General features: G+C 45.7%; 15 protein-coding genes. 11 read left to right on the forward strand and 4 right to left on the reverse strand.

The window, feature by feature from the left end:
• Nucleotides 1–86 precede the first annotated feature (86 nt).
• The 8 genes from gltS (at nt 87) to DYD62_RS02630 (ending at nt 7,940) form a co-directional block, all read left to right on the forward strand.
• The gene (gene gltS, locus DYD62_RS02595) at nt 87–1,289 is read left to right on the forward strand and encodes a sodium/glutamate symporter (protein WP_115225935.1); all 1,203 of its coding nucleotides are present in this window, start codon (nt 87–89) and stop codon (nt 1,287–1,289) included.
• Nucleotides 1,290–1,394: 105 nt separating this feature from the next.
• Nucleotides 1,395–1,853: a type II secretion system protein GspG gene (locus DYD62_RS02600; RefSeq protein WP_115225936.1), complete on the forward strand. Its 459-nt coding sequence runs from the start codon at nt 1,395–1,397 to the stop codon at nt 1,851–1,853.
• 96 nt (nt 1,854–1,949) lie between these two features.
• Complete coding sequence (locus tag DYD62_RS02605; protein ID WP_115225937.1) at nt 1,950–2,549, forward strand: hypothetical protein; 600 nt, start codon at nt 1,950–1,952, stop codon at nt 2,547–2,549.
• Between the two features lie 35 nt (nt 2,550–2,584).
• The gene (locus DYD62_RS02610) at nt 2,585–3,046 is read left to right on the forward strand and encodes a pentapeptide repeat-containing protein (RefSeq protein ID WP_115225938.1); all 462 of its coding nucleotides are present in this window, start codon (nt 2,585–2,587) and stop codon (nt 3,044–3,046) included.
• 267 nt (nt 3,047–3,313) lie between these two features.
• The gene (locus DYD62_RS02615) at nt 3,314–3,718 is read left to right on the forward strand and encodes a hypothetical protein (RefSeq protein WP_115225939.1); all 405 of its coding nucleotides are present in this window, start codon (nt 3,314–3,316) and stop codon (nt 3,716–3,718) included.
• Between the two features lie 230 nt (nt 3,719–3,948).
• Complete coding sequence (locus DYD62_RS02620) at nt 3,949–5,091, forward strand: glycerophosphodiester phosphodiesterase (protein WP_115225940.1); 1,143 nt, start codon at nt 3,949–3,951, stop codon at nt 5,089–5,091.
• Nucleotides 5,092–5,347: 256 nt separating this feature from the next.
• On the forward strand, nt 5,348–5,818 hold the full coding sequence (locus tag DYD62_RS02625; protein WP_115225941.1) for a putative pterin-binding protein: 471 nt from the start codon (nt 5,348–5,350) through the stop codon (nt 5,816–5,818).
• Between the two features lie 4 nt (nt 5,819–5,822).
• A complete protein-coding gene (locus tag DYD62_RS02630; protein ID WP_115225942.1) occupies nt 5,823–7,940 on the forward strand; it encodes an ATP-binding response regulator in 2,118 nt (705 codons plus the stop codon).
• Nucleotides 7,941–8,032: 92 nt separating this feature from the next.
• Here DYD62_RS02630 and DYD62_RS02635 read toward each other — a convergent pair whose 3' ends face one another.
• Together DYD62_RS02635 and DYD62_RS02640 are read right to left on the reverse strand one after the other, a co-directional pair.
• The gene (locus DYD62_RS02635; protein ID WP_132038599.1) at nt 8,033–8,275 is read right to left on the reverse strand and encodes a hypothetical protein; all 243 of its coding nucleotides are present in this window, start codon (nt 8,273–8,275) and stop codon (nt 8,033–8,035) included.
• Nucleotides 8,276–8,484: 209 nt separating this feature from the next.
• On the reverse strand, nt 8,485–9,252 hold the full coding sequence (locus DYD62_RS02640; protein ID WP_115225944.1) for an AraC family transcriptional regulator: 768 nt from the start codon (nt 9,250–9,252) through the stop codon (nt 8,485–8,487).
• 50 nt (nt 9,253–9,302) lie between these two features.
• Between DYD62_RS02640 and DYD62_RS02645 the strand changes: the two genes are divergently transcribed.
• From DYD62_RS02645 to DYD62_RS02655, 3 genes are all read left to right on the forward strand, one after another.
• Nucleotides 9,303–10,541 carry an MFS transporter gene (locus DYD62_RS02645; RefSeq protein WP_165928582.1) on the forward strand — a complete coding sequence of 413 codons (1,239 nt, stop codon included), beginning with the start codon at nt 9,303–9,305 and terminating at the stop codon, nt 10,539–10,541.
• Between the two features lie 379 nt (nt 10,542–10,920).
• Nucleotides 10,921–12,315, forward strand: coding sequence for a branched-chain amino acid transporter BcaP (bcaP, locus tag DYD62_RS02650; RefSeq protein WP_115225946.1), 1,395 nt, complete (start codon nt 10,921–10,923; stop codon nt 12,313–12,315).
• Between the two features lie 163 nt (nt 12,316–12,478).
• A complete protein-coding gene (locus DYD62_RS02655) occupies nt 12,479–13,288 on the forward strand; it encodes a substrate-binding periplasmic protein (protein ID WP_115225947.1) in 810 nt (269 codons plus the stop codon).
• On the opposite strand, the gene DYD62_RS02660 is transcribed toward DYD62_RS02655, so the two are convergent.
• Nucleotides 13,278–13,643, reverse strand: coding sequence for an MmcQ/YjbR family DNA-binding protein (locus tag DYD62_RS02660; RefSeq protein WP_115225948.1), 366 nt, complete (start codon nt 13,641–13,643; stop codon nt 13,278–13,280). The two genes, DYD62_RS02655 and DYD62_RS02660, sit on opposite strands and share 11 nt — an antisense overlap.
• Nucleotides 13,644–13,695: 52 nt before the next feature.
• Entirely contained in the window at nt 13,696–14,511 is an 816-nt protein-coding gene (locus tag DYD62_RS02665; protein WP_115225949.1) for a polysaccharide deacetylase family protein, read from the reverse strand.
• Nucleotides 14,512–14,513: the final 2 nt, after the last annotated feature.

Below are 14,513 nucleotides of genomic sequence, written 5' to 3' on the forward strand. Positions count from 1 at the left end.
GTTTAATCGCAATCTGAATAAATTGGCAAAATATTCTTATGTAATATTGCAGTGTCATTGAATATATCAATACAATAAGGATGAATATGCTTCAACTCGATTTTTATGGCACCCTGGTCGCCGCATCGCTGGTTTTATTATTCGGGCGCAAAATTGTGGAATGGTCTGCGCCGCTGCGTAATTACAGCATTCCTGAGCCTGTGGTTGGCGGCTTACTGGTTGCTGTTTTATTGCTGCTTGGACGGATGAGCTTTGGTGCAGAAGTAAAGTTTGATACCGGCATGCAAACGCCGCTGATGCTCGCCTTCTTTGCCAGTATTGGTTTAAACGCAGATCTGGCTAGCCTGAAAAAAGGCGGCCGCACCCTTGTTATCTTTACGGGTGTGGTGGTTTCCATGCTGGTGATGCAAAACATCGTCGGGATTGCCGCTGCCAGCGCCATGGGCATCAGCCCGCTGCTTGGCCTGTTGGGCGGATCAATCACCATGTCGGGTGGGCATGGCACGGGGGCCGCATGGAGCACGGTATTTGGTGAGAAATACGGCCTAGCATCGGCTACCGAAGTCGCCATGGCTTGTGCCACATTTGGCCTAGTGATGGGCGGGCTGATCGGTGGCCCGGTTGCGCGTTATCTGGTTAAAAAAGTAACGATCCCCGGCTCTGAACATAATAGCGATGACACGCCCACAACCTTTGAGCAGCCGCACGCTGTGCGCCTGATTACCCCCCAAGTCTTTATCGAAACACTGGCCCTGATTGCCATCAGCCTGATGGCCGGATCGGCGTTGGCCACGGTCTTAAAAGGCACGGCCTTTGAATTGCCGGGTTTTGTATGCGTGCTATTTATTGGCGTGGTACTCAGAAACGGCTTATCCGCATTAGGCCTTTACCAAGTCTTTGATCGCGGCGTATCGGTGCTGGGCAATGTAAGCCTCTCGCTGTTTTTAGCCATGGCTTTAATGACCTTACGCCTGTGGGAATTAGGCTCATTAGCCTTGCCTATGCTGGGCATTTTGGCGCTGCAAGCCAGTGTGATGGCGTTCTTTGCCATCTTTGTAACCTTCCGCGTGATGGGCAAAAACTACGATGCCGTGGTGCTGGCCGCCGGTAACTGCGGCTTTGGCCTAGGCGCTACACCTACCGCTATCGCCAATATGCAAGCCGTAACCGAACGCTTCGGCCCATCCCACATCGCCTTCCTGGTTGTGCCGATGGTAGGCGCTTTCTTTATTGATATCGCCAATGCGATTTTGATTAAGCTATTTTTGCTGCTGCCGATTTATGGGTGATTCGTTTTAATAGCAGAAAGACAAGAAGAGAAAAGCTCTGCCCATTTGGCGGGGCTTTTTTTATGGTAAATTGACTGGATTATATAAAATATAAAGGAGGTGGATATGCTGAATAAAATCTTCTTAATGGTGTTTTTTGTTGTTTCTTCAGCTTCTCATGCCAATAAAAGTGAGTATGAGGCTGAGCGACATAATCTGGATGAAATTGTTGTTGGTGTCGAGCGGTTTAAGGGGGATCTTGGCTATTACCCAAATTCGGGAGCGCTGAATGATTTGCATGTGAATAGTATCGGAAGTATAAATTGGAAAGGACCATATGTTTCTGCTGATGAGACCTTCAAAGATTTAAATGGTAATGAGCTTATATATAAGAATAACGGGGGTGCTTATTATCTGTACTCTATTGGGGCTGACAAAGTTGATGATGGAGGGATGGGGGATGATATAAGGCCGCATCCGTCAGGTGATGAATGGGATTTTTCTATACTAACCGCGGTGTTGTTTTTTATATTAATGTTGGTGTTAATATTTTTGTATACAATAAATAAAAAAAGTTATAAATAAATTTTTCAATATTATTGAAAATAGTGCTGCTTATATATTATGCAAAATGGAATGAAGCAGGTAAGGATAAAATTTCATTAAATTTGTGTGGAAAAAATGTATCATACTCATTGCAGTGAATTTAATGATAAATATTATTTAGCAAAAATTTCTGCCTATGAACGAAGGCCAGATAATTGGGTGGCCCGGCTCACTGTTTTTCGGAAGGATTCAGAAGAGGTCGTTGGTGGTATTCAGTGCAATGGGCAAAGTTCTGATGACGCAATTTCCGTATTAAGAATGAAAGCGCAGGCATATTTTGAATCTCTGCCCAGGCCTCCCTATGAATGGGAACGTGTGACGTTAAGGCAGCTGCTTGTTGATTACAGGGAATTTAATAATAAGCTAACTCAAATCTTAGTTAGTTTAGAAAAATTAAGGGCCAAGGGTGATTTGTCAGATACAGAGCTTCACCGTTCATTTTGGTCCGCACGGGAACAGGCGATTGAGGGCGGTGTTGTTTTTTCTCATCGATTAGCAACTCTGTCAGAAAAGGATTTAATTGACTTAATGACTTCTGATGAGCGTGTCTATCAAGATCAAACTAATCCCTGGCATCTTGATGATATGGATGGAAGAACTGCACTGTTTAAGTTTATTACAAACCCATCAGAAAAAGTTGTTGCGGCACAGAAAGCTCATTTGCTCAGGTGGTGAAAGTGTTGTGTTCAATATAAATTGGGGAGAATATTTTGAATGGGTTTGAAGTTGAAGAAGGCCATGCAGGAATATGCCATGGGCCAAAGTTTAGCGGTGGTTGTCTGGATGATTGCAATTTAAGTGGCGGAAGTTTTATAAATGCAAATTTTGAAGGAGTTTGTCTGTTTCACAGCGATTTTTCTGACGCAGATTTAAGCCAAGCTGAGTTTTATATGTGTCTGGCTTCAGGTGCTAATTTCTCAGCTGCTGTTTTAAAGAATGCAAAATTTATAGGGGGCAGTTTTGGGCAGGTTTGCTTTGCCAGTGCAGATCTTCGATCAGCCTCCTTCCTTAAAGATAATATGGGAGGATGTATAGACTTATGTGGTGCAAATTTTACTCATTCCCAATTGGATGGCGCCATTTTTGATGGTTGTTTTTACGATGAAAACACAATATTTCCAGCAGAATTTTTTCCAGAGTTTCAAATGGGATTGTTAAAAATAAATAATTAGCATTTATTGTCAACCGACTGTTTTTTTGTTTGGCTACACCAATTGGATGTTGGTGAATGATACCGTAAATGCAATAAAACAATATAACTACGAAGCCTGTGGAGAAGCCTAAGTCAGTGGTGAAGTAAGCAGCAATTCCTACAAATAATAGCTGAGGTTAGAACATATTTAAATCCTAGTACGATTAAGACTCCTATAGCCAAAGAAAGGAGATTTAAATTCACCCTGACCTTAGTTATTCCCGCAGCCGATGGGAGAGCTGTATCGATGAAAATTGCAATGCTTGTGCTAATTGTTTTGAGTTCGATATTTATAAGTGTTATATATTATTTTTTTAGTTTAGATTTGAGTGTTGTTAATCAATCCAAATACAGGTTGGATCGTGTGGATTGTAAGTCCAATAATGGAAAGAATTGGATTTTTAATAATATATTTTCAGGTGGCTCTCAAAGAAAGTTACTGTGGGTTAACCATGGCTCAGCCATCCAGTGTAAATTTAGTGTGCAAGGAAACGTCTCAGATCTGAACGTAGTGGTAGGTTATTTTGATGAAAATAAGGGTTCAATTTCTTTAGTGATAAAAGAAGAAAGCGGTGTTTGGGTAATGAACATTAATGAGTCTATAGGAAATAAAATAAAACGGAATGAGAAGGTAACAATATTGTTTCAGTGAAATTATGTAGCCTTATAGGGAAGGCTAGTTTTATCAATCCGAACTAAAGCCTGTCAAGCAGGCTATCTTTGTCAATTGTAACTTTGTTTGTGATGAATATCGAGTTTAGAGTTCATCATTAAATATCTTTTTCCTTATTTGCTTGTTTTTTCTAATTATCGATTCCGCGTCACAACACTGTCACAGCGCTCGCTTAAATTGAGGCATCTTCTTTTTTAGCCGCCTATCCTATGTCGCTGATTAAATTTTCTATTCTGACTACCGTTTCAGTATTTGCTGCTGCGCTGGGTTTAAGTGCATGCAGTAGTGATGATACTGAGGCCTTGCCTATTGTGACTCAGGCGGTGGCTAAGCCTCTTCCTGCGAAGCTGGTGATCGGCCATCGTGGTGCTTCGGCTTTGCGGCCGGAGCATACGATTGCGGGCTATACCAAGGCCATCGAGATTGGTGCAGATGTGATTGAGCCTGATTTGGTGAGCACCAAAGATGGCGTTTTGGTTGCGCGGCACGAGAATGAAATTTCCGGTACGACCAATGTGGCGGATAAGGCGGAATTTGCCAGCCGCAAAGCCACCAAAATCATTGATGGCGTAAGTATCACAGGCTGGTTTACCGAAGACTTTACTTTGGCCGAGCTTAAAACATTACGTGCCAAAGAGCGTATTCCGGCTAATCGCCCGGAAAATGCTAAATACGATGGGCAGTTTGAGATTCCTACTTTCCAGGAAGTCATGGATTTGGCTAAAGCCAAGACCAAAGAAACCGGCCGCACGATTGGCATTTACCCAGAAACAAAACACCCCAGCTATTTTAAATCGATTAATCTGCCGCTTGAAAAACGCCTAGTGGATGCGCTTCATGCCAATGGCTATAAGGGCAAAACAGCGCCGGTGTTTATTCAGTCTTTTGAAGTGGCCAATCTGAAAGAAATTCGTGCCTTAACTGATTTACCGATTGTTCAGCTTTTATCGGGCACGGGCCAGCCGGAGGATTTTCGCTTAGCAGGGGATAAACGCAGCTATGCGGATATCGCCACTGCTGCCGGGCTGAAAGAAGTTGCAACTTACGCAAATGGCATTGGCCCAACTAAAGACATGATTATTCCGCGGGACGCCAATAATAATCTGGGCACACCGACTAGCTTGGTTAAAGATGCCCATGCCGCTAATTTAGTATTGCATCCTTATACATTCCGCCCGGAAAATCCTTTTTTACCGGCTAATTTACGCAAAGGCGATGTGAAATCACTGACCGAGCGTGGTGATCTGGCTGCCGAGCTGACTGTGTTTTTACAAGCGGGTATTGATGGCTTTTTTACTGATGATCCTGCGGTGGGGCGTGCGGCGCTTGATGCTTATTTGGGGAAAAAATAAATCGAATCAGCTTCGGATTTATTGGGTTAAATAGATTCGGAGCTGCTTGATTAAATCTGCTGCCTAGCTGTGCTAATAGCTGGTCTGGTTTAATAATGAAAGGCAACACCAAAAGGTGTTGCCTTTTTGTATTTAAACATAAATTCAAGGCACTATTACAGCGGTGCAGGCGGCTTTCTTCTATTTTATTGCAATGACCTGAACTCAATTTTTACATTACAATGCTTCAGTGCTAATGCCGGGCTGGGAGTATTAAATGTTTCGTGCTATTTTTCTGAGTTTATGCTTGATGCTGTTTGCTTATCCGGCTATTGCAAAAAACGATAAAATTATTCTTACAGTTCGCGGTAAAAGCAGCTCTGATATTCAATTTGATGCTGCTCGTCTTGAGCAGATGCCCCAAGTTAGGATGACGGTACAAACGCCCTGGTATCCTAATCCGCAGACTTTTGAAGGCCCCTTGCTTCGTGATGTATTAAAGCTGGCCGGTATTGAGGGCGGCAATGTTAAAATAAAGGCCCTGAATGATTATGCGATTAGTTTTCCAGTTAGCGATGCACTGCAATACGATGTTATTCTGGCGCGTAAGCATAATGGCAAAGTGATGTCTTTACGTGAAAAAGGCCCGTTGTTTTTAATGTATCCATTTCATAAGCATAAAGAATTGATTAAAACTCAATATTTCCGCCTTTGCAGCTGGCAGCTGAACAGCATCACGGCAGAATAATACAATGACACGATTCAAAAGAATATTAAGCATTATTTGCATAATATTAATCGCCAATTTTAGCCTGATTGTTCATTTTGAATTAGAGCAAAAAAGGGAGCTTGACCGTGCCAATCAATTTGGCATGGATAATCAGCTATGGCAGTTTTTTCAGCTGAGCAATGAGTATTATCGCCTGCGTGAAGTAGTGGCTTATGGCCGGCGTGATCAGCTAGATAAAGTTAATTTGCGCTTTGATATTTACTACAGCCGGATTGACAGCTTTGCTAAAAATGAAATTGAAGCTTCTGCACTTTTTAAAGATAAGAAACTGCAGCTCAGGCTGCTGATGCCTTTGGTTCAGTATATTCATGATAGTGAAAAGCAATTAAGCCTGGGCTTTACTTCGGAAAAAGAATGGGTGAAATTTCAAAAAGAAACAAAATTGCAGCAGGATGCGGTTAATAATTTAGTGCAGGAGGCTCGCACTCAGGATGCGCTGGCCGTTGATGAATACAGAAAAAATATTACCCACTGGGGTGAGCTGCGTATTTTATTGGCAACGACTCAAATTTTATTCTTAATCTTTTGTGCTGCATTCGGGCTTTATGCGCTATGGCGATCAGAGCAAAATCGTAAAAAGCTTGCCGAGCTGGCTGAAACATTGCAAGAAGCAAGGCAGCAGGCCGAAATTGCCAATGCCACAAAGAGCCGTTTTTTAGCCCATATCAGCCATGAAATTCGTACCCCATTAACGTCTATTTTAGGCTATGCCGATCGGTTATTGCGTAATAAAAACATGGGCGAAGAGGAAAAAAAAGAAATTGGTTATATTGCAAACAGTGGTAATCATTTATTAAGTTTGCTTAATAATGTTCTGGATTTATCTAAATCTGAACACAATAAGGTTTTGCTGATTATTGAAACAATTAATCTGAATCAGTTGAAGAATGAATTAGAAGTCATGTTTGATATGATGGCTAAAGAAAAAGGAGTAGGTTTTAAAGTTATTTTAAGTGAAGGTCTGCCCGAAAATTTGAGCCTGGATGCGGGTAAACTACGGCAGATCCTTATTAATTTATTGGGTAACAGCCTTAAATTTACTCAATATGGAGCGATTACTTTAACGTTATCGGGCGAGTTGCTTTCTCATTGCTATCGTTTAAATGCCGTGGTGGCCGATACGGGGTGTGGCATTAAACAAGAAGATCATCCGCGTATTTTTTCACCTTTTGAGCAAAGCAAAGAAGGGCAGCTGGCTGGCGGCACAGGCTTAGGCTTATCTTTAAGCCGGGATTATGCAAGGCTGATGCAGGGGGATATTACTTTTAGCAGTGAGGAAGGAAAAGGTAGCGAGTTTTGTGTCTTTATTGAATCACAAATTGTATTTGCTTCTTCAGCGCCAGCTCGTATTTTTCAGCCTCAGCAGCAAGCGTTATGCGGGCATACCATTTTGGTGGTAGAAGATGAAACCATTAACCGGGAAATGATATGCGGTATTTTGCAGGATTTTGGAGCCCGTGCATTGCAAGCAGGTAATGGGCTGGAGGCTATTTTGCAAGTAAGCCAGCACCCGGAAATTGACAGCATTATTATGGATTACCAAATGCCGGAAATGGATGGCATGACTGCTGCGGGTATTTTGCGCGAACAAAAATGGAAAAAACCCATTTATCTGGTTTCTGCCAGCCCGATAGAAGAGTTGCAGCATGCGGCGGGTTTTAGCGCATTCAGCGGGCATTTAAGAAAACCATTCAGGATTGATGAACTTATTCGCTTATTGAGTAAGCGTTATAAATCTATTTTAAATTCTAAGCAGGTCTTGTTAGACCACCATGCGGCAATGGCGTCATTGGGATTTAAATCAGACCGGTACTTAGCCTTAAGCCACAAGGGCTTAAACAGAATTGCAGAATTAGAAGAGCTGTATAAAAAAGCAATTGGGCAGCGGGAGCACAGCGAGGCCGCCCGCTATGCACACAGCGCCAAAGGGATTGCCTTGCAAATTGGCGCAGAAACGCTGGGCCAATATTGGGCCTCGCTTGAAGCATCGCCAGAACATAGTGCCTTGAATAAGCTAAGTCAGCTGCGTGTTGCCACGTTTAATGAGCTGGAAAAGCTGCAGGCAATCCATGCCAGCTAGCCGCCTGTAGGGCTTAAGACTGTCCTACTGCGAAAATACCGGATGTTTTCTCGCTACGGACGCTCAAATCCGACAGGTTGCTCGCCTGCGCTTTATGCTAATACGAAGTTTTGCTCTGCAGGAGAGAGTTTCTCGCTGGCAAGCAGCATAAAGTGGCTGTTTTGCAGGGCCTGAATAACCGCCAGATCTGTGTCGTCAATCGGCCATTTTTGCCCGCGCTCTAAGATCACATCGTGGCCATCATGGCTGAGCCATAGCTGGCCAGCAGCGCAGTGAATCCATGATTTTGCGCGGATAGAAAATACTTCGGCGGTTTTAAGATGAGTGATTTGCATGATGCCCTCGACGTTCATCGGATTACACCACTATACGAGGGCTGCTGATTTGCGTTTAGTCACAAACTGACGCTAATTTAATCGTACATATTGGCAATTTATGCAATTGTAATGCTGAGATTGAGGTGCTTCTGTGTGTGTTATCGCTGTCTTTTTCTTCGGCATATTCTTTCTTTCATTTCTGTTATGTAATTCCCCCGCCACTCTCCTTATTTAAAAAATGCATTCGGTGCCACGCCAAACTGGCGTTTAAACATGGCGCTAAAGGCGCTTGGGCTGGCATAGCCAGAATCGAGGGCGATATCAATCACGCGCTCTCCACTGGCGAGGCGCTCCAGCGCTTTTAATAATCTGGCTTGCCGTCGCCATTCGCCAAAAGTCATGCCGGTGGTTTTATTAAAGCGGCGCTGCAGTGTTCTGGCATCTACGCCCATTTTTAACGCCCAATCACTGCTGCTGCGAATATCATCCGGCGAGCTGAGCAGCTCGTCGCAAATCTGGCGCAGGGCTTTGTCTTCCGGCATGGGCAGCACCATGGGCAGGGTGGGGATGCTGATGATTTCGTCGAGCAGCAGCCGGATAATGCGGCCTTCGCGGCTGTCGTCCGGATAAGCTTGATCAAAGTTCACTGCGGCCAGAATCAGCTCGCGCAGCAGCGGGGTGATCGCCAGCACGCAGCAGGGCAGATTGGGCAGGGCATCGGGGTGGATGTACACCGTACGCATTTCTACAAAAGCCAGCATATATACTTCATGCCATACGCCGGCCGGCAGCCAGATGCCCCGGTTGGGCGGCACGATCCACTGCCCGTAAGGCGTAATCACCCGCATCACACCACTGATGCCGTACAGCAATTGCGCCACTTCGTGCTGATGGCGAATGGTACTGCTGCCCGACTCGCGCTCGCCGGCTTTGCCTATCAGTAGTGCATTGCCCAATTCGCGCGGCGGCCCTAAGTTTTCTATTCTTGGCGTCATGTCGTTTTCACTATAGTTGCTGCCTTATCTGCGTAAGACAGGCGTGATGAATGACCTTAACATGCATCCATAAAACAACAAAGGTAAACGTCATGACCACGGCAATGATGGGGATCAAGCCTGCAATCGGGGCCACGCGCTATCGCGTGCTGGCGGCAATCAGCAGCGCGCATTTTTTAAATGATATGTTGCAATCCTTAATTCTGGCGCTGTATCCCTTGCTAAAAGGCAGCTATCACCTCAGCTTCACCCAGATTGGTTTACTGACGCTTACCTACCAGATTACGGCGTCGATTTTGCAGCCGCTGGTGGGTAGCTTTACCGATAAGCATCCGCAGAAATTTGCGCTGGTGCTGGGAATGGGCTTTTCAATGTGCGGGCTGTTATTGCTCTCGCAAGCGTCCACTTTTGGGCTATTGCTTTTGGCGGCAGGGCTGACCGGCACCGGCTCGGCGATTTTCCACCCAGAATCGTCCCGCGTAGCTAGGCTGGCTTCGGGCGGCAAACATGGTTTGGCGCAGTCTATTTTTCAGGTGGGGGGCAACGCGGGCAGTGCTTGCGGGCCTTTGTTGGCCGCTTTGATTGTGATTCCGCTGGGGCAGGGCAGTCTGGCGTGGTTTTCACCTGCGGCCCTGTTGGCCATGGCCGTGCTTTGGCAGATCAGCATCTGGAAAGCGCATCAGCAAAAAAATGCCGGCAGCAAAGCGCATCTTGTAATTCAGCCCTTGCCACAGCGCCAGACGCTCTGCGCGATGGCGGTGCTGATTGCCTTGGTGTTTACCAAGTATATTTATATGTCCAGCTTTCATAGCTATTACACATTTTATCTGATCGAGCGTTTTGCCCTCAGCGCGCAAGCGGCGCAGCTGATGTTGTTTATCTTCTTATTTGGCGTGGCCCTAGGGACGATTCTGGGCGGGCCGATTGGTGATCGGATAGGCCGCAAGCGGGTGATCTGGTTTTCTATTTTAGGCTCGGCACCGTTCTCTATGGCGCTGCCCTATATGGATTTAAACGGCACGATTGCGCTGAGTTTTGTGATTGGTGTGGTGATGTCGTCGGCGTTTTCGGCGATTTTAGTGCTGGCGCAAGAGCTGCTGCCCGGAAGAGTGGGCATGGTATCGGGCCTGTTTTTTGGGCTGGCTTTTGGTGTGGCGGGGATAGGTGCTGCGGTGATAGGCAGTTTTGCAGATCAATACGGGATTGCCAGCGTTTACCACTTTACGGCGTTCTTGCCACTCGGGGGGATGATTGCATTGTTTTTACCTGATATGAAAAAGGCACATTAAGCAGGGGGGATGCTGCTGCCGTTCGGGCAGAAAAAAAGCATTTCCCCCTTCTGTTTTTAAAAAGGCAGAGTGTTGTTTTGTAAGGTTTGATCCGCATGATTTGTGACGTAGTGTTCGGCATTTTGTGGTTTTAAATTTTAATTTTTGATTGTTTTTTAATATAAAAAACTAAAATATTTTTATATTTTAGGATAAAACCCATTTGCATACAGCTTTCACCAGATTGCACTCATAAGTGATTACTGTAATATCCCGCCCCTTTTATTGCACTGGTTTGAGCGTGTTTAAAACACATCGCCAGCCCGCGAATTTTAGTTGATCGCTGTGTATCTTCTGCTGAGCTGGCAGCAAGCTGCAGGCTATAAATGGGATTGGGAATATGAGTTTGATGCGCAAGAAAAGCGTTCAGGACATGCTGGTATTTGCCCAGACGTCCACGGCGCTTCGCAGGGAGCTGTCTGCTTTTGACCTCACTATGCTGGGGATTGGTGCAATTATTGGCACAGGCATCTTTGTGCTGACGGGCACAGGGGCGACGGTTGCAGGGCCGGGCCTTGTACTGTCATTTATCATTGGCGCGTTGGCCTGCGGTTTTGCTGCACTTTGCTATGCCGAATTTGCCTCCATGCTGCCGGTTTCAGGCTCAACCTATACCTACGCTTATGCTACTTTGGGCGAGCTGATTGCCTGGATGATAGGCTGGGATTTAATGCTGGAATACCTGCTGGCCTCTTCTGCTGTTTCAGTAGGGTGGTCTGGTTATTTCCAGAGCCTGCTGGGCGGGTTTGGGATTTACTTGCCTGATATGCTGACTGCGGCAGCGGGTGCCGTGCCAGGCAAGAGCACGTTTTTTAATCTGCCTGCATTTGCCATTGCGATGGTGATTACCGCCTTACTGGCTTTTGGGATTAAAGAATCAAAGCGCGTCAATAATATTGTGGTGCTGATCAAGGTGGCCGTTGTACTGCTCTTTATTGCGATTGGCGTATGGCATGTAGAGCCAGTGAACTGGAGCCCGGCGTTGCCCTTTGGTTTTTCTGGTGTATTTCATGGCGCGGCCATCGTGTTTTTTAGTTTTTTGGGCTTTGATGCGGTGACCTGTGCGGCTGAAGAAGTAAAAGACCCGGCTAAAGATATCCCTAAGGGCGTGATCTGGTCGCTGGCCATTTGTTCTCTGCTCTATGTGATTGTGGCCGCGATTATGACCGGCATTGTGCCTTATGCTCAGTTTGCAGGTATTGATCACCCTGTGTCGCTTGCGCTGCAGGTGGCCAAGCTCAACTGGTTTGCTGGTTTTGTCGATTTAGGCGCTATTTTGGGCATGATGACGGTGATTTTGGTGATGACCTACGGCCAGACCCGTATCCTGCTGGCTATGTCCCGCGATGGCCTCTTGCCGAAGATTTTCTCTGAGATTAACCCCCGCTACGGCACACCTTATAAAGCCACCTGGCTGATTGGCACAATGATTGCGCTGATTGCTGGCTTTGTGCCGCTGCATACCCTAGCCGAGCTGGTGAATATCGGTACGCTGGCCGCATTTTCCCTGATTGCTATTGCCGTGATTGTGCTGCGTCAGCGCGAGCCGGATTTACCGCGCAAATTTGTCTGCCCGGCCGTGCCCTATGTGCCGGCATTAGCGGTGATCTTTTGCGTGTTTTTGATGACTCAGTTGTCTGCAATGACCTGGCTGTGTTTTGCCATCTGGTTAGCTTTGGGGTTGATTGTGTATTTTGGCTATTCACGCCACCATTCATTGCTGCATAAGGCATAAAGCCTGATCAGCAAAAAACGGCGCAGCTTTTTATGCTGCGCCGTTTTTTATTGTGTAAACCCCATGAAAAACGGTCTGAAAGGTCTGAGTGCAGCGCTTGAAGCATAAGCTATGCTGAACAACATCACGGTGTGGTAAAAATGGCTCAGAATCGAGGTAGCCTATGCATTCCTTACGCATTGTAATCTGTGTGTTGCTGGTGCAATGGCATGTTGTAGCGGCAGCTGGTTGTTCCAGGCCCTTGATTGTGGCAAGCAGCCCGATCAGTATTTTTATGGAAATTGATGAGTCAAATCGTGTCAGCGGTCTGGTGCCTGATTTTTTAACTGAAATTTCAAAAACAACGGGCTGCCAGTTTGTTTACGAAGTGATGCCCAGAATACGTGCGCTGCTGATGTTTGAAGCAGGAAAAGTTGACATCATTGCTGCATCAAAAATAGATAAACGGGATGCGGTAGGCGATTATATCAATGTGATTTCTGAGCAGACCAGTTTGATTTTACCAAAAGATCACCCTGATGCGGCCACGCCGCTTGATGCATTAATGCAGGGAAAACTGCAGGTGAATGTGGTGCGGGGCTTTAATCTGGGGCCGGAGTACATGGCCTTGATGGCACTATTAAAGCAAAAAAATAAACTGGAAGACGTGCTGGATACCGATATTATTGCCCGTAAAATGCTTGAAAAAAGGTGTGATGCAACGGTTGGGGGGATATCCGCATTTGCAAAATCGTTTGAAAGATATCATTTAGAATCAAAATTACATGCTGTTCCGATCGCGGCCATTCCTGTTGTTAATTCTGGCTTTTATTTGTCTAAAACCAGTATGCAGGAAAAAGACAGATTATTTTTGGGCGCTGAATTAAATGCGAAGTTGAAGGCTGGAAAATTTAAAGAAATATTTATGAAAAGAGTGAAAGGCATGAATGATCTTTATCGTACTCTGGTCTTTGAAAATGGCACTAAAAATTAAGGGGTTTGATTGTTTTCTGTGCTTTTTTAGTTAGATTGCTGAATGCTTTTTGGTAGGACTCATCAATCAGCATTCTGATAAAACTGCTTTCTTTTGATGTTAAATCACTGATGCTGATCCAGTGAAAGCGCTGCATATAGCGGGCAGGCTTAATTCCTTCCTGATCAGTCAGCTCTAAAAAGCGCTCAGGGGCTGCACGAATACTAAAGCGGCCTTGCTCGGGCTGGCTGGTTTTAAAATAGGCAAATTGCTTATCGCCTACATAAAAAACATGAATATTGGCCGGGGCAGCAAATATTTTTTCACTGGCACCTGCCAGTGACCGGCAATAGTTCTTTGTGGCTTCTATATCCATTGCTCACTTTGTGCGCGCGCTCCTTAGGAAAGGAGCGCAGCGTGATATGCCATTATTTAGCGGCAGGCGCAGATGCCAGTTTTGCCGGGATATTGAGTAATTTATCAACGGTGGTAAATTGATAGCCCTGTTTTTTTAGCTCTGGAATCAAGCGCGAAGTCGCCAAAATAGTGGGTTTGCGGCCACGCCCGCCGGAATCGTGCATCAGCACAATGGCTTCTGGGTGAATATACTGGCGAATGACGTTTTCGATAGCATTACTGGCCAACTCGTCCATTTTGTTTTGATGGGTATGAAACCAGTCGGCACTGTCTACCGACCATAAAATGGCTTTCATGCCTTTGCCCTGCAGGCTTTTAATTTGGCTGTCATTTAAAAAACCATAGGGTGGGCGCATCATGGTGGGTTGAAATCCCACCACTTTTTGATAAGCCTGCTGGGTTTTTTCCAGCTGATCCTGCCACCATACACCGCCGTCTTCCAGCTTGCTTAAATCGGGGTGGTTATAGCTATGGTTGGCCAGGGTATGGCCTTCTGCCAGCGCACGGCGCACGGTTTCTGGGAATTGCTCAATCTGGCTGCCTTGCCAAAAAAAGGTGACTTTTACATTTTCTTTTTTAAGTAAATCCAGCAGGGCTGGCGTATCAAGGCTGGGGCCATCATCGTAGGTAAAGGCAATTTCCTTGCGATCTCCCGGCCCTTCCAGAAAATAAGTCCCGGCAAATTCTTTCGCTTGCCTGTCCAGCACTGCCGGGGGGATTTGCCCCCAGTTTTCTACAAAAGGCGTACGCAGCCGGGGCGGGGTTTGCGCATTGGCCATGCCGACAGAGACTAATAATCCCATGACGATTCGACTGATTTTTTTCATTG

Source organism: Iodobacter fluviatilis (assembly GCF_900451195.1).
GTDB lineage: Bacteria > Pseudomonadota > Gammaproteobacteria > Burkholderiales > Chitinibacteraceae > Iodobacter > Iodobacter fluviatilis.